The organism is Paenarthrobacter sp. MSM-2-10-13, assembly GCF_011605365.1.
In the GTDB taxonomy this organism is placed as follows: Bacteria; Actinomycetota; Actinomycetes; order Actinomycetales; family Micrococcaceae; genus Arthrobacter.
In genome coordinates this window covers 25,780-46,833 of sequence record NZ_JAAOXO010000014.1, presented here as the reverse complement: position 1 = coordinate 46,833, position 21,054 = coordinate 25,780, and the positions used below count along the sequence as shown (strand labels likewise).

The following is a 21,054-nucleotide window of genomic DNA, read 5'->3' as shown; positions in this document are numbered from 1 at the left end:
AGGACAGCAATTGGGGGCCTGCCGGTCAACCCGCGGCAAGAACGGGAATGATGGGAACCCCACTACCGGGCGGTGAGGTGGCCCACGGCGCAGCAGGGCCCAGCGATGGGGCAACGAGGCCGACAAAGGGCCCAAAAAAGTAGGACCCCCGGCAGCTTTCGCTAACCGGGGGTCCCGCCTTTGCGGAAGGTAAGGGATTTGAACCCTTGGTACGGGGTTACCGCACACTGGTTTTCAAGACCAGCTCCTTAGGCCGCTCGGACAACCTTCCTCGCCTAGTAGTGTTTCATAGGGAGTTGGCTGTTCCAAAACATCACGTATTCCAGCCCCTGCCCCGGGGTCTGGAGGACAAGCAAGAAACCGGGAGTTCGTCATGAAAGCCGTCTACATCTCAGAGCCGGGCGGGCCCGAAGTCCTCGAAATCCGCGAGGTCCCTTCTCCGGTGCCCGGCGAGGGCGAGGTCCTGATCGACGTCGTGGCCGCGGGACTGAACCGCGCCGATGTCCAGCAGCGCAGAGGGTTCTACCCGCCGCCCCCGGGGGCATCGGAAGTTCCGGGCCTGGAAGTTTCCGGTCGCATAGCCGCCTTCGGCCCCGGCGTCACTAAAGCGTTCTCCGTGGGAGACAAAGTGGTGGCACTGTTGTCTGGTGGCGGCTACGCCCAGCAAGTGGCAGTTCCGGCCGAGCAAGTCCTGCGGGTGCCCGAAGGCGTGGACCTGATAACTGCGGCTTCCCTGCCTGAAGTTGCAGCCACTGTGTATTCGAACCTGATCATGACCGCACAATTGCAACCCGGCGAGACTGTACTCATCCACGGTGCAACGGGCGGCATCGGCACCATGGCCATCCAACTGGCCAAGGCCTATGGCGCGCACGTGGCAACCACGGCCGGCACGGATGAGAAAGTCGGTACAGCCAAGGCCTTCCTCGGCGCCGATATCGCCATCAATTATGCCGAAGAGGACTTCGCTGAAAGTCTCAAGGCACGCAACGGAGGCAAAGGCGCGGACGTTATCCTCGACGTCGTGGGTGCCAAATATCTGCAACAGAACATTGATGCTCTCGCAGACTATGGCCGACTGATCGTCATCGGCCTGCAAGGTGGCGCAAAAGCCGAGATCAACCTCGGGCAACTCCTTAGCAAGAGGGCTGCTGTCATTGGCACAGCGCTGAGGCCGCGACCGGTGGCTGAAAAGGGAATCATCATCTCTGGCGTCCGCGAGTTCGTCTGGCCCATGCTGACCGATGGCAGGATCAGGCCCCTGGTGGCCAAGTCCTTCCCCCTTGAGCAAGTCCAGGAAGCACACCAGTACTTCGACTCCGGCGAGCACGTGGGCAAAGTCCTCCTGCTCCTCTAGTAAGCCCGTTCGCCCGCCGTCCATTCGACCCACTGCAGCGAGGAGCCACATGTCCATCCGGCACAGCCTGCTGGCCCTGCTCCAGGATCAGCCGCGGTACGGTTACGAGCTGCGAGTCGAATTCGAAGACCGCACGGGCGCCGCGTGGCCGTTGAACATCGGCCAGGTCTACACCACCTTGGATAGGCTTGAGCGCGACGGCTTGGTGAGTAAAGACGGCGACGACGGCGGCGGGCACGTCATCTACAGCATCACTGACGCCGGGGCTGGGGAAGTCGAAGCGTGGTTCGCCGGTGCAGTGGACCGGGGCAATCCTCCTCGGAATGAGATTGCCATCAAGTTGGCGCTCGCAGTGACCCTTCCGGGCGTGGACACTTCTGCGGTGATTCAGTCCCAAAGAGAAGTATCTGTCAAGGCCCTGCAAGAGCACACGCAGGCCAGAAAAGCCGTCTCGGCCAATCAGCGGTCCTCGGATACCGCGTGGCTGCTGGTGCTCGATTCCTTGATTTTCCAGGCCGAAGCGGAAGTCCGGTGGTTGGATCTTTGCGAGGCCCGCATGGTGCAAGGCCAGGCAAACGGGGGATCGAGCCAAGCTGCTCCCAAACGGTTGAGCTGACGTCCGGCGCAGGGTAGTGACCGTTCACCGCGTACCTGCAGACGTTTGCCGTGTACGGCCCTATCCTGTCCGTGTCGGTTGTTAAGGTGAGGAGAAGTACCCGACGCAGCGGCCCCCACCGCACCATCCGTCACCGCAGCAGTTCTCAAGGAGGAGATATGGGCAAGATTTCTGACCAATCCAAGCTTGCGGAAGGATTGGATCCCACGCTGCCTCCTCCGGCTGTGGAGGACTCCGTGCGTGAAGCGGAGGAACGTAAGTGGACCCCGGTCAAGATTGGTCTCTGGATTGCCATCTCGCTGCTGGGAGCGGTGGCGTGGTTCATGCTCGCACTGGTGCGCGGCGAAACCGTCAATGCCATCTGGTTCGTTTTCGCGGCCGTTTGCACCTACTTGATCGGCTACCGCTTCTACTCCAAGGTCATTGAGCGCTACTTGCTCAAGCCGGATGACCGCCGCGCTACTCCTGCTGAGTACAAGGCTGATGGCAAGGACTACGTCCGCACTGACAGGAACGTGCTGTTCGGGCACCACTTCGCCGCCATTGCCGGTGCCGGACCGCTGGTTGGACCTGTCATTGCGGCTCAGATGGGCTACCTTCCCGGCACTATCTGGATCATCATCGGCGTCGTTCTCGCCGGCGCCGTGCAGGACTACCTGGTCATGTTCTTCTCTATGCGCCGTGGTGGCCGTTCACTTGGCCAGATGGCGCGGGAGGAACTCGGCGTCATCGGCGGTACGGCAGCCCTAGTGGCCACGCTGCTGATCATGATCATCATTGTGGCCATCCTTGCTTTGGTAGTGGTCAATGCCCTGGGTGAAAGTCCTTGGGGCGTGTTCTCTGTGGGCATGACCATCCCCATCGCGCTTTTCATGGGCGTCTATCTTCGGTTCATCCGGCCGGGGAAGGTGATGGAGGTATCCATCATCGGCTTCGTGCTCCTGATGGCAGCCATCATCGGAGGCGGCGCTGTTGCCGGTACCGAGTGGGGTGCAGCCTTCTTCCACCTGGACAAGGTCACCATTGCCTGGGGCATCATCATTTACGGTTTCATCGCCGCAATCCTGCCCGTCTGGCTGCTCCTGGCTCCGCGCGACTATCTCTCCACCTTCATGAAGATCGGCGTGATCGTGATGCTCGCGCTCGCCATCATTGTGGTGCGGCCGGAGATCACAGTCCCGGCGTTCAGCGAGTTCGCCAGCCGGGAAAACGGCCCGGTCTTCTCCGGGGCGTTGTTCCCCTTCCTGTTCGTCACCATCGCCTGTGGCGCCCTGTCCGGCTTTCACGCCCTGATCTCCTCGGGGACCACCCCCAAGCTGATCGAGAAGGAACGGCAGACCCGCTTTATCGGCTACGGCGGCATGCTGATGGAATCCTTCGTGGCCATTATGGCTTTGGTAGCCGCGATCTCGATCGACCGTGGCATCTACTTCGCCATGAACGCACCCCTGGCACTCACCGGCGGCACCGTGGAATCTGCGGCGCAATGGGTCAACAGCCTTGGCTTGGCCAACGTCAACATCACCCCGGACGTGCTGGCCCAGACTGCCAAGGACGTGGGCGAGGAGAGCATCATTTCCCGTTCGGGCGGCGCTCCCACCTTGGCTGTCGGTTTGGCCCACATCATGCAGCAGTTCATCGGCGGACCCGGAATGATGGCTTTCTGGTACCACTTCGCCATCATGTTCGAAGCACTGTTCATCCTCACCGCCGTGGACGCAGGAACCCGCGTCGCCCGGTTCATGCTTCAGGATTCCATCGGCAACTTCATTCCCAAGTTCAAGGAAGCCTCATGGCGTCCTGGTGCCTGGCTGTGCACTGCCATCATGGTGGGTGCGTGGGGTGCCGTGCTCCTCATGGGCGTCACTGATCCGCTGGGTGGCATCAACACGCTGTTCCCGCTCTTCGGCATCGCCAACCAGTTGCTGGCAGCCATTGCACTGGCTGTGTGCCTTGCCATCACTGCAAAGCGTGGAGTGTTCAAATGGCTGTGGATCGTAGCTGTTCCGCTGACTTTTGCAGCTGTTGTGACCATCACCGCCAGCTTCCACAAGATTTTCTCGCCGGTCCCGGCCGTGGGTTACTTCGCCAACAACCAGGCGTTCTCCAAGGCATTGGCTGATGGAAAGACGGAGTTCGGCACTGCCAAGACCGTCGCCGCGATGGAAGCCGTGGTCCGCAACACCATGATCCAAGGCGTACTTTCGGTCATCTTCGTGACGTTGAGCATCATCGTGATCGTCGCCGCCCTCCTGGCAACCGTCAAGGCAATCCGCGCGGGTGGCGGCCAGGATCATGAAGACCCGGCGGTGCCGTCCAAGGTGTACGCACCGGCGGGGTTGTTCCCCACTTCTGCCGAGAAAAAGTTGCTCGCAGAGTGGAACGCCCTGCCTGCGGAGAAACGGACGCAGAAGGCCGGCCACCACTGATGAACAACACAACTGCTGAAGAACGCCGCTGATGAACACCGTAGTGAAGGGTCTCCGCGGCTTGGCCACCTATATGGGCTCGCTCATGGGTGCTGACGCGTACCGGAAGTACCTTGAGCATTTCGAAGCAAGCGGCCATTCCGGGCCCGCCATGACTGAACGCGAGTTCTGGCGGGACCGGATGGACCGGCAGGACAGCAACCCGCAGGGCAGGTGCTGCTGAGGCGGCGGCCGGAACGAGGTTTCGCTACGAACGAAGTCCAAAATCGGGGCTGGGACAGAAGTTCGCGTGAAGCGCGTGAGAGTATGAACGGATGAGCGATCTGAACAACATTCAGCCCACGGATGAGGCTTCGGACGACACCCCTGTGGAGGGAACCACGCTGGACGAGGGCCTTGAGAAGCCCGCCGGACAGGAGCCTTTTACGGAAGGGGTGGCCAAGGATGCCAAACCCAAGGGAGGTAGCCTTCACGATCTTGTGGACGAGCCCGCCAAGGTGATGCGGATCGGCACTATGGTCCGCCAGCTCCTGGAGGAAGTGAAAGCCGCACCATTGGACGACGCTGCCCGCAATCGCCTTGCCGAGATTCACGAGCGGTCCATCAAGGAACTTGAGGATGGGCTGGCTCCGGAACTCATTGAGGAACTGGAGCGAATCAGCTTGCCTTTCCCTGACGATAAAGCGCCCTCCGATGCGGAGCTTCGCATCGCGCAGGCACAACTCGTTGGTTGGCTGGAGGGCTTGTTCCATGGCATTCAGGCGGCAATTGCGGCGCAGCAAGCGGCCAAGGAACACGCTGCAGCGCAGATGCAGCTCCGTCAACTCCCGCCGGGAACTGTCATCGCACCGGGCATTGTGATCGGCGAAAACGGCCAACCGCAGCGGGCTGCCGCACAGGGTGCTGGCGGCGCTGCTCCGCAAGGCCGACCGGAAGACCCCGACCACGGTCCGGGTCAGTACCTCTGAGTTCGCACGTGGGTTTCTTTGGGGCCGTCCGTCAAGGACGGAAAGACGATGTGGAGCTTGGCAAGGGCTTGTGGCGCCGCGCCCATGACCGTTTCCATCGGGGACTGGACCGGTACCACCAGGTCCTTGAGGGTGTTGATGATGAGCAGCTCTATAACGAGCTGGTGGAGATAGCCAACGAGCTTGCCGAATTGTCGGTACGGGTGAGGACTATCTGTGTCGAGGCCCAGAAGCGGTCCCCGAGTGATGGTCTGGATGTCCCGGGAGCACTAGCGGGAGTCCACCGCGCCCTGTCCAAGGCAGGAAATTCGTTGGCCACTACGGCTGAGGCTGCGGCCATGTTGAGGTTGGCCGTGGGGCCCGTCCCTGTTGGCGCGTTGTCGGTTCGGCGCCGGGCGGAGTCGGTATTCGAGCAGGTAGCCGACGCTGAGCGCCAACTCGGAGATTGACCCTCACATCCCAATGGGGCGCGTGCGCAACTACCGGCGTGCGCTTCTATTCCCTGCGCGCAAGAAGTTAAGCGCATAGCTTATCTGCGTAATATTCGGCGCTTTTGATAGCCGCGGGCTGGCAGGATGGCAGACATGACTTCGTCACCAACACTTACTTTCAACGACGGCAACACCATCCCCCAGCTCGGCTACGGGGTGTGGCAAGTTGAAGACGATGTAGCCGAAAAGGTGGTGCGCCAGGCTTTTGAAGCCGGGTTCCGCCACATCGATACCGCCAAGATCTACGGCAACGAGGCAGGCGTCGGCCGCGCCATTGCATCCTCCGGTCTTTCTGCCGAGGAAATCTTCATCACCACCAAGTTGTGGAACGCGGACCAGGGCTACGAATCCACTCTCGCTGCCTTTGAGGAGTCCATGGACCGCCTCGGCCTGGAGACCCTGGACCTGTACCTGATCCACTGGCAGCAGCCCAAGCAGGAAAAGTACGTTGACACCTGGAAGGCCCTCATCGAGCTGAAAAAGCGCGGCCGGGTCAAGTCCATCGGTGTTTCCAACTTCACCAAGGAAGGCCTGCAGCACATCATCGACGAGACCGGTGTTGTTCCGGCCATCAACCAGGTGGAGCTCCACCCGTTCTTCAACCAGGCTGATCTGCGCGAATTCAACGCGTCCAAGGGAATCCTGACTCAGGCCTGGTCGCCGCTGGGCCAAGGTGGCGAGCTACTTGAAAGCGCTACCGTGGCTGAGATCGCCGCCAAGCATGACGCCACCCCGGCCCAGGTCGTCATCGCCTGGCACCTGGCCATCGGCAACGTGGTGATCCCCAAGTCCGTCACGGAGTCCCGCATCCAGGAGAACTTCGCGGCCCTCAACGTCACGCTGGACGCTACCGACGTGGAGGCCATCAACGGCCTGGACCGTGGTGCTGAAGGCCGCATCGGCCCGGACCCGGCAGTCTCCGACTTCGCCTAAACGCGAAGTCTCACTTTGGTGCCCCGTACCCTTCATGGGTGCGGGGCACCTGCCTTTAACGCTCGACAACGCCACTCGCGTCCGCGACGCGTCGCCGCCGGTGTCCGTGATGAAATTGAGCGACGCAGACGGACGGAGTTGGCATGGTGGTGTTTGACGCATTGGAGCGGCAGATTGTGGCTGCCCTGCAACTGGATCCGCGCTGCCCGTGGCGGAAGATTGCCGCCGTCCTGGGAGAAGCCGAACGAACTGTTGCCCGCAGGGGATCGCAGTTGCTGGAATCCGGTGCGGTGGCTGTGGTGGGCATCCGGCCCAAGCCGTCGGTAGTGCTGGTGGAAATGCGGTGCATGCCCGGGACGGTACGTGCCGCAGTTCACGCACTCTCGCAACGCTCCGACACCACTTTCGTTTACACCACCACCGGCACCGGTGATTGTGTAGCTGAGGTACTCACTGAACCCTCTCGCATGGCGGAGGTCCTCTCTGACGAGCTGCCGGCCACGCTTGGCTTGCGCGATTCCACCAGCTACCCCGTGCTTCGGTATTTCCGGACCATCCGCGGTTGGCGGCCGGAGATTCTCACCGCCGACAAAGCGGAGGCACTCCGCTCCACCTTTACCCAGGATTCGGGAGCCTTGGTGCCGCGGCAGGATTTGAGTCGCCAGGACAACGAACTCGTGGACGCGCTGTGTGCCGATGGCCGGATGAGTTTTGAGGCTTTGGGCCGCCGGGTGGGCGTTTCAGAGGCAACTGCCCGCCGCCGCAGCGAATGGTTGCTTGCCAACAACCGGGTCCACTTGCGGGCCATTGTAGAGCCCGCTTCCTTTGGCCTTGGCGTTGAAGCGCTGCTGTGGATCCGTGCCTCGCCGCAACATGTTGAACACGTGGGGAAGAGCTTGGCTGAGCTTCCCACCGTCCGATACGCCGCAGCGATCGCAGGCACTTACCAGATCATGGCTGACGTGACGGTGGAGGACATGGCTGCGCTCTACCGCTTCATCACCACCTCGGAGTGGGCACAAAACGCCGCTGGCGTGGATGTTTCGATCCTCCTTGATGCGAGGAAGCGTGGTGGCAGGGTTATGCGCTCACAGTCGTGAGCGGCTTGTGGCCGGCCGAGACAACAGGGGCGACGGCGGCGTACCCGGTCTGCTGCTCGAACGCGCGGCCATAGCGAAGCAACTGCATGTCCGTGAAATGGTTGCTGGCGAGCTGCAGGCCGATAGGTAGTCCGGCGGAGCTGAATCCCGCGGGAACACTGAGCACTGGCAGCCCAGTTGCGGACAGGAGGCAGGCTGATCGCATCCAATCCAAGTACGTCTCCGAGGCCGTTCCGGCAATGTCCGCGGGGTACCGGAGGGTGGCATCAAAGGGGAGAACCTGGGCGCAGGGGCTGGCGAAAAGATCGTACCGTCCAAAGAAGTCCTGAACACTCAATTCCAGCCGGGTCCTGGCGGCCGCGGTGTCAATGGCATCCCGAGCCGTCAGGGCGAAGCCCTTCTCCACATTCCAGTGGACTTCGGGCTTGATAACGTCCCCGGCCCGCTCCAGGATCGGCCCGAGCCCTGCTGCGAAGTCCAGGGCTCGGGTATTGCCGAACACCAGGTCCGCTTCTCTGAAATCCGGGGTGGCTTCCTCCACAATCGCTCCGAGATCTTCGAAGATGGCCAGTTGCCGCTCAAGATGATCCACGATCTCCGGGTCCACCGGGACCCCGATCCCGAAGTCGCGGGACCACCCGATTCGCACACCGCGCAGGTCCGTCTCCAGGGTGGATCGGAATACCTCCGGGTCCAGGCCGGCCGGATGCGGAACACGGGGATCCTTTCCCGCCGTGACGGACATGAACAGGGCAATGTCCTCCACAGTCCGGGCCATGGGCCCTGTCCTCCCCAGCCACGCGTAGGCGTTGACGTCGGACGGCATGGGGATGACCGCCGTCGACGGCCTGAAACCCACCACGTTGCAGAAGGAGGCCGGAATGCGGAGTGATCCGCCCATGTCGCTGCCGTCGCCGATGCTCTGGACGCGGGATGCGACGACGGCGGCCACTCCGCCGCTGCTGCCGCCGGCGCTCAATGTTGGCGCGTAGGGGTTGGTGGTGGTTCCGAAGAGCTCGTTGAACGTGTGGGAGCCGGCGCCGAACTCGGGGACGTTCGACTTTCCGGTGCTGACCACGCCGGCTGCCTTCAGGCGCGCAATGATGAGGTCATCGGCGTCGGGGATGAAGTCACGCAAGGCCAGTGAGCCCTGGGTGGTGCGCATCCCGGCTGTGTTGTTGGTGTCCTTGTGGGTCATGGGAATCCCATGAAGGGGTGGCAGTTCCGCTCCGGATGCTGTGAGCTGGTCTGCCCGGTGTGCCAGGGCATGTGCACCTTCAGCGTCGAGGGTGACCACTGCGTTGACTACGGGATTAATCCCGGCAATGCGCTCCAGGTGTTCGGTCAACGCTTCGCGCGCCGAGACTTCCTTCCGGCGAATGGCTGCGGAAAGTTCGACGGCGGACAGCTCGCCAAGGGTGTCAGACATGGTGCTCCTTTGCTGGATTGCTACTGCCTGAAAGTGTGCCGGGTCACTTTGACGGGGGGAAGCCCCGAATCAACCAATGGCAAGCTTTGAACAATTCGGCCACTTCTGAGGCTGATTCCGTCAGCTATTGTGTGTGATCCGGCTCATAGCAGAGGGTGTTGGTAACCCACTGGCCGATCTGGTCGATGGGTAAGGATTTGCCCCACGGCACCACATACCGCACAGCGTCGTCCGGATGTTGGCTTGCCGGGGGCCAACACCTGGGAGGTTCCCATGCACCAACCCCTGGCTCTTCAACCGCTAGCACCCACCGACTCCACCGACATCATGGCAATTGCCAACAATCCCGTCCTCTGGATCTGCGTGGCCGGCGTCTTTGGCGTCATCATCATCCAATCCGTCATCTTCATGAAGGCAGCCCGACGCGCTGCTCCCTCAGTGGACATGAGTGTGCAAGACATCAGGACCTCGTTCCGCTCAGGCGCTGTCTCGGCCATCGGTCCCTCCCTGGCGGTATCGCTGGTGGCCATTGCTTTGCTGGGTCTCTTCGGGGCACCGGCTGTGTTGTCCCGGATCGGCCTGATCGGCTCGGCTGCCTACGATGTTTCGGCCGCGGGCATCGCAGCAGGTTCCATGGGAGCCAAGCTCGGCGATGCCAGCTACACGCAAAGTGTCTTCGCGGTGGCGTTCTTTGCCATGAGCATCGGCGGGGCGATGTGGATGCTCGCTACCTTGATCCTGACGCCTCTGCTGCACAAGGGTGACGCCAAGATCCGCTCGGTGAATCCAGCAGCCATGGCGATCGTCCCTGCGGCGGCCTTGATCGGTGCCTTCTCCTGCCTGGGTCTCACAGAGCTGCCCAAATCTGGAATCCATGTGCTGTCCTTCGCAGTCTCCGCAGCGGTCATGGGCACGTGCCTGTTGCTGGCCAAGAAAATCGGCAAGAGCTGGTTGCGGGAATGGGGGCTCGGAATCTCGATCGTCATTGGCCTCAGTGCCGCCTACCTGGCCGTCAGCGCCTAAGCCGCCTGCCGACGTCGTCATTCTTTAGGTCCGAAAGGAACGCCCAAATGTCTTCCATCACTTCTGCTCCAACCGCCAACAACACCGCCATGGCGGACTTCAGCCGCACCACGTCCCGCTGGGGCCAGATCACCATGATCGCAGGCCTCCTGGTTTCCGTGGCGGGTCCGCTGTACCTGGTTTTCGCTACCGGGCTGGATATTGCACCCGCCCAGCTGTGGATCGCCTTCGCGGCAGTAGCCGCAACATTCGGCATCATCTGGATCGTCGAGCCGCTCACGTACTACCCGATCCTGGGCCCGGCAGCGATGTACCAGGCGTTCATGATCGGCAACATCTCCAACAAGCTCCTGCCAGCGGCACTGATCGCCCAAACCAACATCGGCGCAAAGCCGGGCAGCAAGCGGGCGGAACTTGCCGCCGTCGTTGCTATCTGCGGCGCAGCGGTAGTCCACCTGGTCTCCTTGGCGATCTTCGTCGGTCTCCTGGGCAGCTGGCTCATCAGCGTCATCCCGCCGTCGGTGCTGCTCGTCACCCGGCTTTATGTGCTGCCCACCGTCTTGGGAGCCGTACTGGTGCAGGCCATCGTTTCCATGAAGCAGCCCCGCACTACTGTGTTCGCCTTGTTGATCTCGGCCGTGGTCGTGTTCGTCGTGCTTCCGCTGGTGCCTTCGCTCGCCATGGTGTCCACCGCTATCGCTGTGCTGGGCACCATCCTGCTGGCATGGTTCTTCCGCGGTAAGTCCACCATTGCCGAGGCGAAGCCTATCCACATCGAGTAGCAACGCCCGGAACAAGCCCGCATCCACCAGGAAGACAGGACCCATGACGTCAACAGCTACCGCCCTCCAGCTCGATACCAGCCAGACCGCCAAACTACATGCCTTGTACCGGCACCTTCACGCACATCCGGAACTCTCCATGCAGGAGTTCGCCACAGCTACCCTGATCGAGGAGCAACTGGACGGCCTGGGCATTGAGCATTTCCGCTGCGGCGGCACCGGAGTGGTGGGAATCCTGCGAAACGGCGACGGACCCGTGGTGGCCTTCCGCGCCGATTCCGATGGCTTGCCCATCGAGGAAGCTACCGGCTTGGACTACGCCAGCAGGGATACAGGCACACTGCCGGACGGCACGGTAGTCCCGGTCATGCACGGCTGTGGCCATGACACCCACGTGGCCAGCCTGCTGGGCGCCGCCGAACTGCTTGCGGGCAACCGGGATGCCTGGTCAGGAACACTGGTGTTGATCTTCCAACCCGGCGAGGAGACTGCCGCCGGTGCCTTGGCAATGCTCGACGACGGACTGTGGGACAAAGCACCGCGGCCGGAAGTGATCTTCGGGCAGCATGTCATGCCCCGCCCGGTAGGTACGGTTGCGATTTCCAGTGGGCCGGTAGCCGCCATGGCGGATTCGCTCAGGGTCACGGTTCACGGCCAGCAGTCCCATGGCTCCCAGCCACAGGATTCCATCGACCCCATCGTGATGGCCGCCCACATGGTCACGCGGTTGCAGGGGATTGTGTCCCGCGAGTTGGATCCGCGGAAGTCCGCCGTCGTGACGGTGGGGACATTCCATGCCGGCCTCAAGGAAAACATCATCCCGGCCTCTGCCGAGTTCACCCTCAACATCCGAACTTTCGACGACGACGTCCGCGGCCAGGTTCTGGCCGCCATCCGCCGCATCATCGAGGCCGAAGCTGCCGCTTCCGGGGCACCACAGCCGGACATCGAGGAGATGTACCGCTTCCCGCAATGTTTCAACGATCCCGACGCCGTTCCGTCCGTTGTTGAGGCCCTGCGGCTTGCGTTGGGGGATGAGGCCGTCGAAATCACCCCACCGATGATGGGCAGCGAGGACTTTGGGCACCTGGGCACCGCCATCGGAGTGCCGTCCGTGTTCTGGATGATCGGTGGCACACCGCTGGACGGACATGAAGGGCCTGGTCCCACCCCCGTGAACCATTCGCCGTTCTTCGCTCCCGAGCTGGAAGGTTCGCTGGCCGGGGGAGTCTCCGCCGCCGTCGCCGTGTTGATGTCCCGGCTGGGCCACTAACATCCGGGTCCGCCCTAGGATGTTTCCCATGGGGGAAATTGAAGATCTTTTTGGCGGGCCTGCATCTGGATTGTCAGCACCGCTTTCCAACAAAGCCGTGCTGAGTCGGCTGACGGCCCAATCCGGGCCAGCGGCGGAGGACGCAGCCCCGGTCAAGCACCTTGCCGGGTACGCGCCCTTCGTGGCGTTCTGCGAAAGCAGGGGAGTTTCCGCTGGGCAGCTTGCCTCCGACGTGAACGCGTTGCTGGGATTCCTGCGCACCAACATCGGCGACATCCCGGGCGACCCCGGCCTCAATGAAGCCGCCACCATCTTCGTTGGAAACGTCATTGCGGCCATGCGGCCGGAAGCGCACTGGACAGTGATGGCGGACGGATCCCGCGAAGTAGGCGACCGCGACATGATGATCACGGTGGACCGCTTGATGGACGGTCTGGGGGAGGCCGACGACGGGATGGTGGCCGGCCTCCTCACGCACCTTACGGAGTGGGCGGACGACGAGCCGGACGGTCCCGAGTTCCCCGCGTTGCGGCCGGTCCCCAGTGGGCAATTCCGTGAACCTTTTGTGCGGCCGGAGCTGCCCTCACGTGACTATCGCAATGCTGACGGCGAAGCGATCGGATACGGGAACCGATGGGGCGCAGATAGCCCACCTGAGGACTCCTACAGCGTGGAAACTCACAGGGAACGGTTTGAAGGGCTCCATACGGTGGCCCGGGCGTTGGTTGAGTATCTGGAGAGCGAGTACGACGTCGATGTCAGCTGGGATCCGGCGCACGCGGCGGATGCGGCCATGAACATCGCTGAGGTGATCGACGTCGCGCGGCTGACCCCTCGGGACCCGCTCGCCGCTCCGCTGACGTTCGTGGTGACCGGTTCTCCGGGGGTGGTGCTCCACGCCGGTGCGCTGCACAACTTTGCGTTCCCTATCTGCGGTTGCGATGCTTGTGACGAGACCGCCGAGAGCGAAGGATCCCGCATGGAGGAGCTGGTCCTTGGCGTTGCAGCAGGCGGCTACGGCGAACGCTACCCCGTGGGCCGGAAGCGGTGGGCGGAGTATGCGCTCTTCGCTGCTGATGGATCCGGCAACCGTAGCGGGCGTGGCCCCGTGGGAGCCACGCCCGCTCAACTAGCCGCCGCTGAGGAGCGACTCCAAGCCGTCCCGGATGGGTGGAAAGCATGGCCACTCAGGAGGGGCGGAAGGTCTACTCGTGTTTCGGCACCAGGACCCGCCTAGCTGTGCCGCCGTTCAGTAGGTCCTGGGCGCGGACCGCGATGAGCTCGGACAGGAAGCCGAGGGACTCAGGTGGCGCTGTTTCCGCCGCCGCTGCCGCCACCCTCTCCAGTGTTGAAGCCACTGTCTGACGGGCATCGTCGTCGTCCATGCCCCAGGCTGCCCCTTCGGCGACCAGATGTTCCAAGGTGATGTAGCCCAGCCGGATCTGGCCGCTGACGGCGTGCCCGGCAAGGCCGCTCGGCTGGTACAGCAGCAGGGTGGGCGCAACGTCATAGAGCGGAGCCAGCAGCACTTCTCCACCGTCGCGCAGCATGAGGGAGTAATTTTTGGAGTGTGCATCGCCGTTGCCGATCAGCAGGTTGAACGTCACGGCGCGCAACAGGTTACGGCGAAACGCGGCCTCGTCGCGGGTGTGCGGCGCCGCGGCGTTGACCAGCCGGGTCAGGCGCGAGGGCGGTGCGGTGGTGCCTTCGTACTTCGCTTCACTGGCCAGGGCCAAGGCTTGGGTGAAGTCTTCCTGGTGCAACCGGCTGCCCTCGCCTGTGCGGTCGAAGCGCTCCACCACAATGGCCCGACGGGATCCGAAGCTTTCCAGATGGGCTTTGGCCGCGGGAAGCCCTGCCGCGGCTGCTGTCCGCAAAGCCCAGTCCTCGGCGGGGAGCAGCTCCGGGATGGTGGACTCGAGTGGTTCGGGCTTGATGATGTGGGTCGACACCGAACCACTGCCTGGCCAGGCCCAGCCGTCGCCATGTTGGGAAAGCAGCACCTTGGACTGGACGCCGCCCAAGGACGCAGTGACCAGGAAATGCTCCGGCAGGTCCCACGTAGGCAGGGATTCGACCACGTTGATGACCTCTTCTGCGGTCATGGGCGCTGCAGCGTCCTCCCGGGCGGGGGGTTCCCCTGGCGGCAGGACTTGGACGGCCCCGGCGCAGTCGGCGCCCAGGACGCGGAGCAGCCCAAAAGCGTCCGGGACGGTGACACCGTGTTCTTTGGCCAGGTTGGAACGGACCTGGCCTTCGGGCAGGAGACCGTCAAAGAAGTTGTAGACTTCCACCCCGTCCAAGCGCTTTCTGGTCAGCGGCAGGGACAGTGATAGCAGGATGGACCCGGCACCGTAGGCGGCCAGCACCTGCGGGGCGTACTGGAAGGACAGCTTGAGGCCGTTGCCGCGCAGCTCACCGATTCGGTCCCCGCGCAGGTACACATCAAGGGTCTTGCGGGGGCTCATGGCCGAACCTGCAGCTTCGAAAAGCGCGGCACCAGGGCCACGTCGCGGCCCACGGCCCTGATGGCTTGCATAGCCACGACCATGGAGACTGCTTCGCCGGCTTCAAGGCGCACGATGGTGCCGCGGGTGACGCCCAGTCGCACGGCAAGCTCGTGCTGGGTGAGTGCGGCCTCTTTGCGTGCCTCAGCGATGGATCGCCCTAGGGAGGCGGCGTCGACGGCCCGGTAAAACGGTGTCAACTCATCGGAATGTTCCATATAACGATCATACGGCTCAACACTCCAAATGTCCTATATTTTGAACAATTCAATGACTTGGGCGAATGTTCGATATTTCCATCATCAGGCACACTCGGACGGCTCAGTCCCGGCCTTGGCAAACGAAAAGCCCGCCGATTCAACGAACCAGCGGGGCTTTTTCTCTGAGCTTCCTATCAGAATCGAACTGATGACCTTTTCATTACGAGTGAAACGCTCTACCGACTGAGCTAAGGAAGCACCGCGTTCATCACCGGTTTCCCGGGCGATCACGCAAGACATAACTGTAATAGAGGCACCGCACCCGGGTCAAAACGAGGGCGACGGCGGCCGTTGCGGGGATGTTCACCCACGCGTCGGGCCGGGTTCAGGCGGAGGTTTCCCGGTGGCCGGAAGCTGGGGAATCAACTGTGGCGGTGACATGAAGCCACCCATATGAGCTTAAGGAGCCGCTCCATGACGAGGGATGCATTGCCCAAGGACGCCAGCCAAGCACCCAACCGGCTGAGACTGGCCGTGGTGGACATGGTAGGCACCACCATTACGGACGACGGCCGAACAGAGCGTGCCATGTCCCGGGCGCTGGTTGACCACGGAATTGAACCCGGAACCACCAGGTTCGAGAGCATGCTCGGCTACGCCAGGGACACCATGGGCCTCTCGAAAATGACTGTCTTCAGCCACCTCTTTGAGGATCCTGCCGTGGCCGAGAGCGCCAACAGAGTTTTCGAGAACAGCTATGACGAGTTCATTGAAGACGGTGGTGTCCGGGCCATTGCCGGAGCGGAGGAAGCCATCCTGTGGATGCGTGAGACCGGCATGCGGGTTTGCCTGGCCACGGGATTCGGCCGCCACACCCAGAACATGGTGCTGGAATCGCTCGGGTGGATGGGGCTGGCGGACCTCAGCCTGTGCCCGTCCGACGCTGGACGTGGACGGCCTTACCCGGACATGATCCTGACGGCGGTGCTCGCCCTTGACCTCGACGACGTAAGGGAGGTGGCTGTGGTGGGTGACACCAGCTCGGACATGCTCTCGGGTGTTCGTTCCGGAGCATCCCTCGTGGCAGGTGTCCTCACCGGCTCCCATTCAGAGGCGACACTACGCGCGGCCGGAGCCACCGTCGTGGTGGATTCCATCAAGGAGCTCCCGCTCTTGGTGGAGAAGCGCGAAGCCAGCCACCTCTAGCACTTGAGGCCGTCCTGCGGCAGTTTGCCGTCAACAAAGTAGTCGTCGACGGCGGTGCTGACGCAGGAGTTCGCACGGCCGTACGCTGTGTGCCCCTCACCTTCCCACGTAACCAGGGAGGCATTCTCCAACTGCTTGCGCAGCGACTGGGACCATTGCAATGGAGTTGCGGGGTCGCCGGTGGTGCCGACCACCACGATGGGTGCGGAGCCGTTGTATTCCACGGGTGCCGGGGTGCGCGTGCTGGCGTAGGGCCAGTCCTTGCAGCTGACGCCTCCGTAGGCAAAGAACGCCCCGAATGTGGGGGAGTCCTGCATGAGGCGGACTTCCTCGGCTCGCATGGCGGCGGTGTCGGTCACCATCGGGTAGTCCAGGCAGTTGATGGCCTGGAATGCGAAGGCGGAGTTGGAGCTGTACGTGCCGTTGGGTTCGCGGTCGGCGCCAAGATCCGCCAACCGCATCATCTGGGACACGTCACCGGAGAAGGCGCTTTCCAGCGCTTGGGTCAGGGCCGGCCAGCTTTGGTCGTTGTAGAGGGGGAGGATGAGACCGTTGACGAAGTCGTTGGAGGTCACCAACCGTCCGTCTTTGGCGGTCTGGGGGTTCTGGTCCACAGCCGTGATGAGTTCCCGGATTTCCTGGACACCGTTATCCACTGAGCCGCTCAGGGGGCACTGTTGCTGCCGTTGGCAGCTGCCCACGTAGGTGCGCAGGGCTTTTTCGAAAGCGACTGCTTGGCCCGCTGTCAGTTCTTCGTTGCTGATGGAAGGATCCACGGCGCCATCGAGGACCAGCCGGCCCACGTTGTCCGGAAAAAGTGAAGCGTAGGTGGAGCCCAGGAAGGTGCCGTAGGAGAAGCCCAGGTAGTTGAGCTTGGCATCGTTTGACACCGCGCGCAGGACATCCAGGTCCTTAGCCGCACTCACGGTATCTATGTGCCCCATGACATCGCCGGTCTGCTGGGCGCACTGCTCGGCGAAAAACTTGTTGAAGGCAAGCGCGGCGGCCAGCCCTTCGTCAGTGTTCTTGCGAAACACTTTTTCGCGGGCGGCGTCACGTTCGGCGTCGGTCATACAGGTCACCGGCGCGGAACGGCCCACACCCCTGGGATCAAAACCGACAACATCATAATTGGCGCGCAATTTCTCGGTGAAGTGGGTGTTGCCGGCGTCCTTGACGAAGTCCACGCCCGAACCACCTGGGCCGCCGGGGTTGACCAGAATGGACCCTTGCTTGTTGCCGGTGCTGGGCAACTTGATGACAGAAAGGGTGATGTCCCCGGATGAAGGATTGCCGTAGTCCTTGGGCACCTGCACTTTGCCGCAGTGGAAGCCGTCCTCGCATGAGCTCCACTCCACCGACTGCGAGTAGTACTTCTCCAGGCCATCAGGAGCTGAGGCGGCGATGGACGGATCCACAGTGCTGGTGGACGGCTGTGCCGTTGGAGGCGGCAGGAACGGGACAGTGCACGCGCTGAGTACCAGCATGGACGCCAGGGCAACGCAGACCGCCGCAAACCCGCGGCGGGACCCCCGTGCAGCACCCCGGATCGCCGAACCACCACCCGCTTCAAGCTGGGCAGACCGGTCCCTTGAAGGGGTACCGGCGGACCGGCGGGGTGCGGACTTCATGCATTCTCCTATTGCTGGATGAGGCTCGTGGCCATGGACTCAACCGCCAACAGCGGCGCCACGTTGGTGGTGGTGATTCGGACACGGGCTTTGTTGATGGCGTCCATTCGGGCCAGGGTGGTTTCCGGTGTTGACTGTCCCGCGTAGTCTTCCAGTTCGCTCTTGAGTTCAACGTTGACCAGTTCCACGGCGTTCCCCAGCTGGATGATCAGGACGTCCCGGTAGAAGGACAGCAGATCTGTGAGCGTGCGGTCCAACGAGTCGGTGATGGAGCGCTTGGCACGCCGTTTCTGATCGTCCTCAAGCTGCTTGACCTGGCTGCGCATGGAGGGTGGGAGTGTCCCGGATTCAGGAGCGCCCAGGCTCGCCAGCAGTGCGATCTTTTCCGCGGCGTCGCGTTCGTCGTTGGAGCTATTGGCTTCCTCGGTGGCTATTTTGACCAACTTTTCAGCCATCATCACCGCAGCGGTGACGCCGCGAAGACCAAGAGGTATACGCACGGTATCCAAGCGGCGCTGCCGTGCATCGGCATCGCGGGCCAGCCGGCGTGCAATCCCTATATGGCTTTGGGCCGCACGCGCCGCACGGTCGGCGAGGCCGCGTTCGACGCCGTCGCGCCTCACCAGAAGGTCGGCGACGTCGGAGGCTGGCGGCAGCCGCAGGCTCACCGGGCGGCATCGGGAACGGATGGTGACCAAAACATCGGCAGGGGAGGGGGCACACAGCATCCAGATGGTCCTGGGTGTGGGTTCCTCGATGGCCTTCAGCAGCACGTTGGTGGTCCGCTCTGCCATACGGTCCGCGTCTTCCACCACAATGATCCGCCACCGCCCAGTGGCGGGCCGGTCGCCTGCCTTGGAGACGAGTTCGCGGGCCTCATCAATGGTGATGGTGACTTTCTCGGTCCGCACGAACGTCACATCTGAGTGGGTTTCACCCAGGATGGTGTGGCAGGCAGCGCATTGACCGCAGCCGCGCAGGGTGACGTCGTCCTGCTCGCAGTTCAAGGCTGCCGCGAAAGCCTTGGCTGCGTTTGAACGGCCCGATCCCGGCGGACCGGTGAAGAGCCACGCATGGGTCAGGCCGGTGTCGCCCTGTGCCGCTTGCTTTAGCTGGGCAACCACAGGTGCCTGCCCTTGGAGGTCGTCCCAAACGCTCACGGGCGGTCGCCCAAAACAGTATCGTCCTTCAAAGAGGCCGGCACGCCATTGGCAACCAGCAAGGCCTCCACCCTCTCCAGGATCCGGGACGCCAAGGTTTCGATATCTGCATTGGCGGGCAGCACCAGATAGCTGGCGGGTGCAGCCGCTGCGAGGTCCAGGAACGCGTGCCGGATCGCGGAATGGAAATCGTCAGGCTCGGACTCCAACCTGTCCTCGGTGGCGTCCCCGGCGGTCCGGCGCCGGCGGCCATCGGAGGGGTCGACGTCGAGCAGTACCGTCAGGTCCGGGTGGAGGCCTTCAGTGGCCCACTCGTTGAGCGACAAAACACCCTCGGCGCCAAGTCCGCGCCCGGCACCTTGATAAGCGACGGAGGAATCAATGTAGCGGTCCGTGATGACTACTGTTCCCTCAACAAGCGCAGGCCTAATCACCTGGCTGGCATGGGCGGCGCGGGCGGCCGCGAACATGAGGGCTTCCGTGCGGGGGTCGATGGTGCCGTGTCCGTGGTCCAGGACCAAGGAGCGCAATTTCTCGCCGATGGGAGTGCCGCCTGGCTCACGGGTGCGCAGAACGGACAGACCCCGCGACTCAAGGGCGTCAGAGAGCCGGGCGGCCTGGGTGGACTTGCCCGCTCCGTCCCCGCCTTCGAAGGCGATGAAAAGGCCTGGGCTCTTAATACTCACTGGACTAGCCTACCGATCACCGGCATGCGAGACGGCTTTTATCCACAGCATTGCCCGCGGCTACGCTGAAACCATGAGCCTTTCCGATCAACGTGCCGCCGATTTGTCTCCGGAAACCGTTGTCGTTGCGGCCGGTCGCCCCGACCGCGCCCACGACGAGCCCGTCAACCCGCCTATTGTCCTGTCCTCCACATACTTCGGAACAGGTTCATTAGGCGACGGAGATCGCGGCTACGGGCGCTACGCCAACCCCACCTGGGATCCCTTCGAGGATGCGCTGGCCAAACTGGAAGGCGCCACACTGCCCGGGCTGCTCTACGCCTCCGGCCTGGCGGCAGTCAGCTCAGCGTTGTCCCTTGTGCCCGCCGGCGGTGTGGTGGTGATGCCCTCACACAGTTACGCAGGTTCCCTGGTCATGGCCACTGAACTGGCTGAGAAGGGATTCCTTGAACTTCGCACGGTGGACATCACGGACACGGACGCCGTGAAGGCGCTCATCAGTCCCCAGACGGGCAAGAAGGCAGATCTGCTCTGGCTGGAAAGCCCCACCAACCCCATGCTCGGCATCGCCGACATCCGCGCACTGACGGACGCTGCCCACGCGGTCGGCGCAATCGTGGTCACGGACAATACTTTCTCCACGCCTCTGGTGCAGCAGCCCCTCAAACTCGGATCCGACGTCGTACTTCACTCGGTGACCAAATACCTGGCGGGACATTCGGACGTCGTCCTCGGCGCCCTCGTCACGTCCAACCCGGAACTGCGCGCCACATTGCTCCATCACCGCATCATCCACGGCGGCATCGCCGGGCCGTTTGAGGCTTGGCTGGCTCTGCGCGGTCTCCGCACCTTGGCGCTGCGGATTGAACGCTCGCAGGCCTCAGCGGCAACCCTTGCCGAACGCCTCAGCAGCCACCCCCGGGTGGAAACCATCCGTTACCCGGGCCTCCCGAGCGATCCCGGGCACGAGCGCGCCAAGGTACAGATGAAGGGCTTCGGGTCCATCCTCTGCATCCAGATCGCTGGAGACGAACAGCGCAGTGGTGCCGACGCCGCCGACGAATTGGTCCGCGCGCTGCAGCTCTGGCTGCCCGCCACGTCTTTGGGCGGGGTTGAGTCGCTGATTGAACGCCGACGCCGGCACACGGCTGAGCCGCTCAGCGTTCCGGAGAACCTGGTCCGGTTGAGTGTGGGGATCGAGAATGTGGAAGACCTCTGGTCCGACCTCGAGCAAGCGCTGAAGTCGTTGGACGGCTAGGCTAA

General features: G+C 62.9%; 20 protein-coding genes and 2 tRNA genes. 14 read left to right on the top strand and 8 right to left on the bottom strand.

The genetic code is table 11. The annotated features are described in order from the left end of the window. Positions 1–183: 183 nt before the first annotated feature. A tRNA-Ser gene (locus tag HAV21_RS20015) sits at positions 184–271 on the bottom strand. Between the two features lie 102 nt (positions 272–373). Between HAV21_RS20015 and HAV21_RS20010 the strand changes: the two genes are divergently transcribed. The 8 genes from HAV21_RS20010 to HAV21_RS19975 all read left to right on the top strand — a co-directional run bounded on the left by HAV21_RS20010 (position 374) and on the right by HAV21_RS19975 (position 7,894). After that, a complete protein-coding gene (locus HAV21_RS20010) occupies positions 374–1,357 on the top strand; it encodes an NAD(P)H-quinone oxidoreductase (protein WP_142936589.1) in 984 nt (327 codons plus the stop codon). A 49-nt stretch (positions 1,358–1,406) separates the two neighbouring features. Continuing rightward, complete coding sequence (locus HAV21_RS20005; protein WP_166842880.1) at positions 1,407–1,973, top strand: PadR family transcriptional regulator; 567 nt, start codon at positions 1,407–1,409, stop codon at positions 1,971–1,973. Between the two features lie 158 nt (positions 1,974–2,131). Then, positions 2,132–4,402, top strand: coding sequence for a carbon starvation CstA family protein (locus HAV21_RS20000; protein WP_166842879.1), 2,271 nt, complete (start codon positions 2,132–2,134; stop codon positions 4,400–4,402). 31 nt (positions 4,403–4,433) lie between these two features. Further along, complete coding sequence (locus tag HAV21_RS19995) at positions 4,434–4,625, top strand: YbdD/YjiX family protein (protein WP_166842878.1); 192 nt, start codon at positions 4,434–4,436, stop codon at positions 4,623–4,625. A gap of 91 nt (positions 4,626–4,716) precedes the next feature. Beyond that, on the top strand, positions 4,717–5,370 hold the full coding sequence (locus tag HAV21_RS19990; RefSeq protein WP_142936586.1) for a bacterial proteasome activator family protein: 654 nt from the start codon (positions 4,717–4,719) through the stop codon (positions 5,368–5,370). 8 nt (positions 5,371–5,378) lie between these two features. Next, entirely contained in the window at positions 5,379–5,819 is a 441-nt protein-coding gene (locus HAV21_RS19985; RefSeq protein ID WP_142936585.1) for a hypothetical protein, read from the top strand. Between the two features lie 135 nt (positions 5,820–5,954). After that, positions 5,955–6,794: an aldo/keto reductase gene (locus HAV21_RS19980; protein WP_026005386.1), complete on the top strand. Its 840-nt coding sequence runs from the start codon at positions 5,955–5,957 to the stop codon at positions 6,792–6,794. 143 nt (positions 6,795–6,937) lie between these two features. Then, positions 6,938–7,894, top strand: coding sequence for an AsnC family transcriptional regulator (locus HAV21_RS19975; protein WP_142936584.1), 957 nt, complete (start codon positions 6,938–6,940; stop codon positions 7,892–7,894). Here the strand turns inward: HAV21_RS19975 and HAV21_RS19970 are convergent. Further along, a complete protein-coding gene (locus HAV21_RS19970; protein WP_166842877.1) occupies positions 7,875–9,323 on the bottom strand; it encodes an amidase family protein in 1,449 nt (482 codons plus the stop codon). The genes HAV21_RS19975 and HAV21_RS19970 overlap by 20 nt on opposite strands. Before the next feature lie 273 nt (positions 9,324–9,596). Between HAV21_RS19970 and HAV21_RS19965 the strand changes: the two genes are divergently transcribed. The 4 genes from HAV21_RS19965 to HAV21_RS19950 are packed head-to-tail and all read left to right on the top strand — an operon-like array spanning position 9,597 to position 13,638. Next, positions 9,597–10,346 carry a DUF5058 family protein gene (locus HAV21_RS19965; protein WP_166842876.1) on the top strand — a complete coding sequence of 250 codons (750 nt, stop codon included), beginning with the start codon at positions 9,597–9,599 and terminating at the stop codon, positions 10,344–10,346. 47 nt (positions 10,347–10,393) lie between these two features. Beyond that, a complete protein-coding gene (locus HAV21_RS19960; RefSeq protein ID WP_142936581.1) occupies positions 10,394–11,128 on the top strand; it encodes a hypothetical protein in 735 nt (244 codons plus the stop codon). A gap of 43 nt (positions 11,129–11,171) precedes the next feature. Next, positions 11,172–12,401: an amidohydrolase gene (locus tag HAV21_RS19955; RefSeq protein ID WP_166842875.1), complete on the top strand. Its 1,230-nt coding sequence runs from the start codon at positions 11,172–11,174 to the stop codon at positions 12,399–12,401. Between the two features lie 28 nt (positions 12,402–12,429). Then, the gene (locus tag HAV21_RS19950; RefSeq protein ID WP_166842859.1) at positions 12,430–13,638 is read left to right on the top strand and encodes a DUF6226 family protein; all 1,209 of its coding nucleotides are present in this window, start codon (positions 12,430–12,432) and stop codon (positions 13,636–13,638) included. Here HAV21_RS19950 and HAV21_RS19945 read toward each other — a convergent pair. The 3 genes from HAV21_RS19945 to HAV21_RS19935 form a co-directional block, all read right to left on the bottom strand. Then, the gene (locus HAV21_RS19945; protein WP_166842874.1) at positions 13,607–14,869 is read right to left on the bottom strand and encodes a HipA domain-containing protein; all 1,263 of its coding nucleotides are present in this window, start codon (positions 14,867–14,869) and stop codon (positions 13,607–13,609) included. The two genes, HAV21_RS19950 and HAV21_RS19945, sit on opposite strands and share 32 nt — an antisense overlap. After that, positions 14,866–15,126: a helix-turn-helix domain-containing protein gene (locus HAV21_RS19940; RefSeq protein ID WP_142936577.1), complete on the bottom strand. Its 261-nt coding sequence runs from the start codon at positions 15,124–15,126 to the stop codon at positions 14,866–14,868. Before HAV21_RS19940 ends, HAV21_RS19945 begins: the two co-directional genes overlap by 4 nt. Positions 15,127–15,293: 167 nt before the next feature. Next, positions 15,294–15,366: transfer RNA gene (locus HAV21_RS19935), tRNA-Thr, on the bottom strand. Between the two features lie 216 nt (positions 15,367–15,582). On the opposite strand from HAV21_RS19935, the gene HAV21_RS19930 reads away from it, so the two are divergent. Beyond that, on the top strand, positions 15,583–16,314 hold the full coding sequence (locus tag HAV21_RS19930) for an HAD family hydrolase (protein WP_166842873.1): 732 nt from the start codon (positions 15,583–15,585) through the stop codon (positions 16,312–16,314). On the opposite strand, the gene HAV21_RS19925 is transcribed toward HAV21_RS19930, so the two are convergent. Genes HAV21_RS19925 through tmk form a run of 3 tightly spaced genes read right to left on the bottom strand, consistent with a single transcriptional unit; the run spans position 16,311 to position 19,791 of the window. After that, positions 16,311–17,945 carry an alpha/beta hydrolase gene (locus tag HAV21_RS19925; RefSeq protein WP_166842872.1) on the bottom strand — a complete coding sequence of 545 codons (1,635 nt, stop codon included), beginning with the start codon at positions 17,943–17,945 and terminating at the stop codon, positions 16,311–16,313. The genes HAV21_RS19930 and HAV21_RS19925 overlap by 4 nt on opposite strands. 8 nt (positions 17,946–17,953) lie before the next feature. Continuing rightward, positions 17,954–19,105 carry a DNA polymerase III subunit delta' gene (locus tag HAV21_RS19920; RefSeq protein WP_142936574.1) on the bottom strand — a complete coding sequence of 384 codons (1,152 nt, stop codon included), beginning with the start codon at positions 19,103–19,105 and terminating at the stop codon, positions 17,954–17,956. After that, positions 19,102–19,791 (bottom strand): dTMP kinase, encoded by a 690-nt coding sequence (gene tmk, locus HAV21_RS19915; protein WP_142936573.1) that lies wholly within the window; start codon positions 19,789–19,791, stop codon positions 19,102–19,104. Before tmk ends, HAV21_RS19920 begins: the two co-directional genes overlap by 4 nt. Positions 19,792–19,864: 73 nt before the next feature. On the opposite strand from tmk, the gene HAV21_RS19910 reads away from it, so the two are divergent. Then, positions 19,865–21,049, top strand: coding sequence for an aminotransferase class I/II-fold pyridoxal phosphate-dependent enzyme (locus HAV21_RS19910; RefSeq protein WP_166842871.1), 1,185 nt, complete (start codon positions 19,865–19,867; stop codon positions 21,047–21,049). The last annotated feature ends 5 nt before the right edge of the window (positions 21,050–21,054 follow it).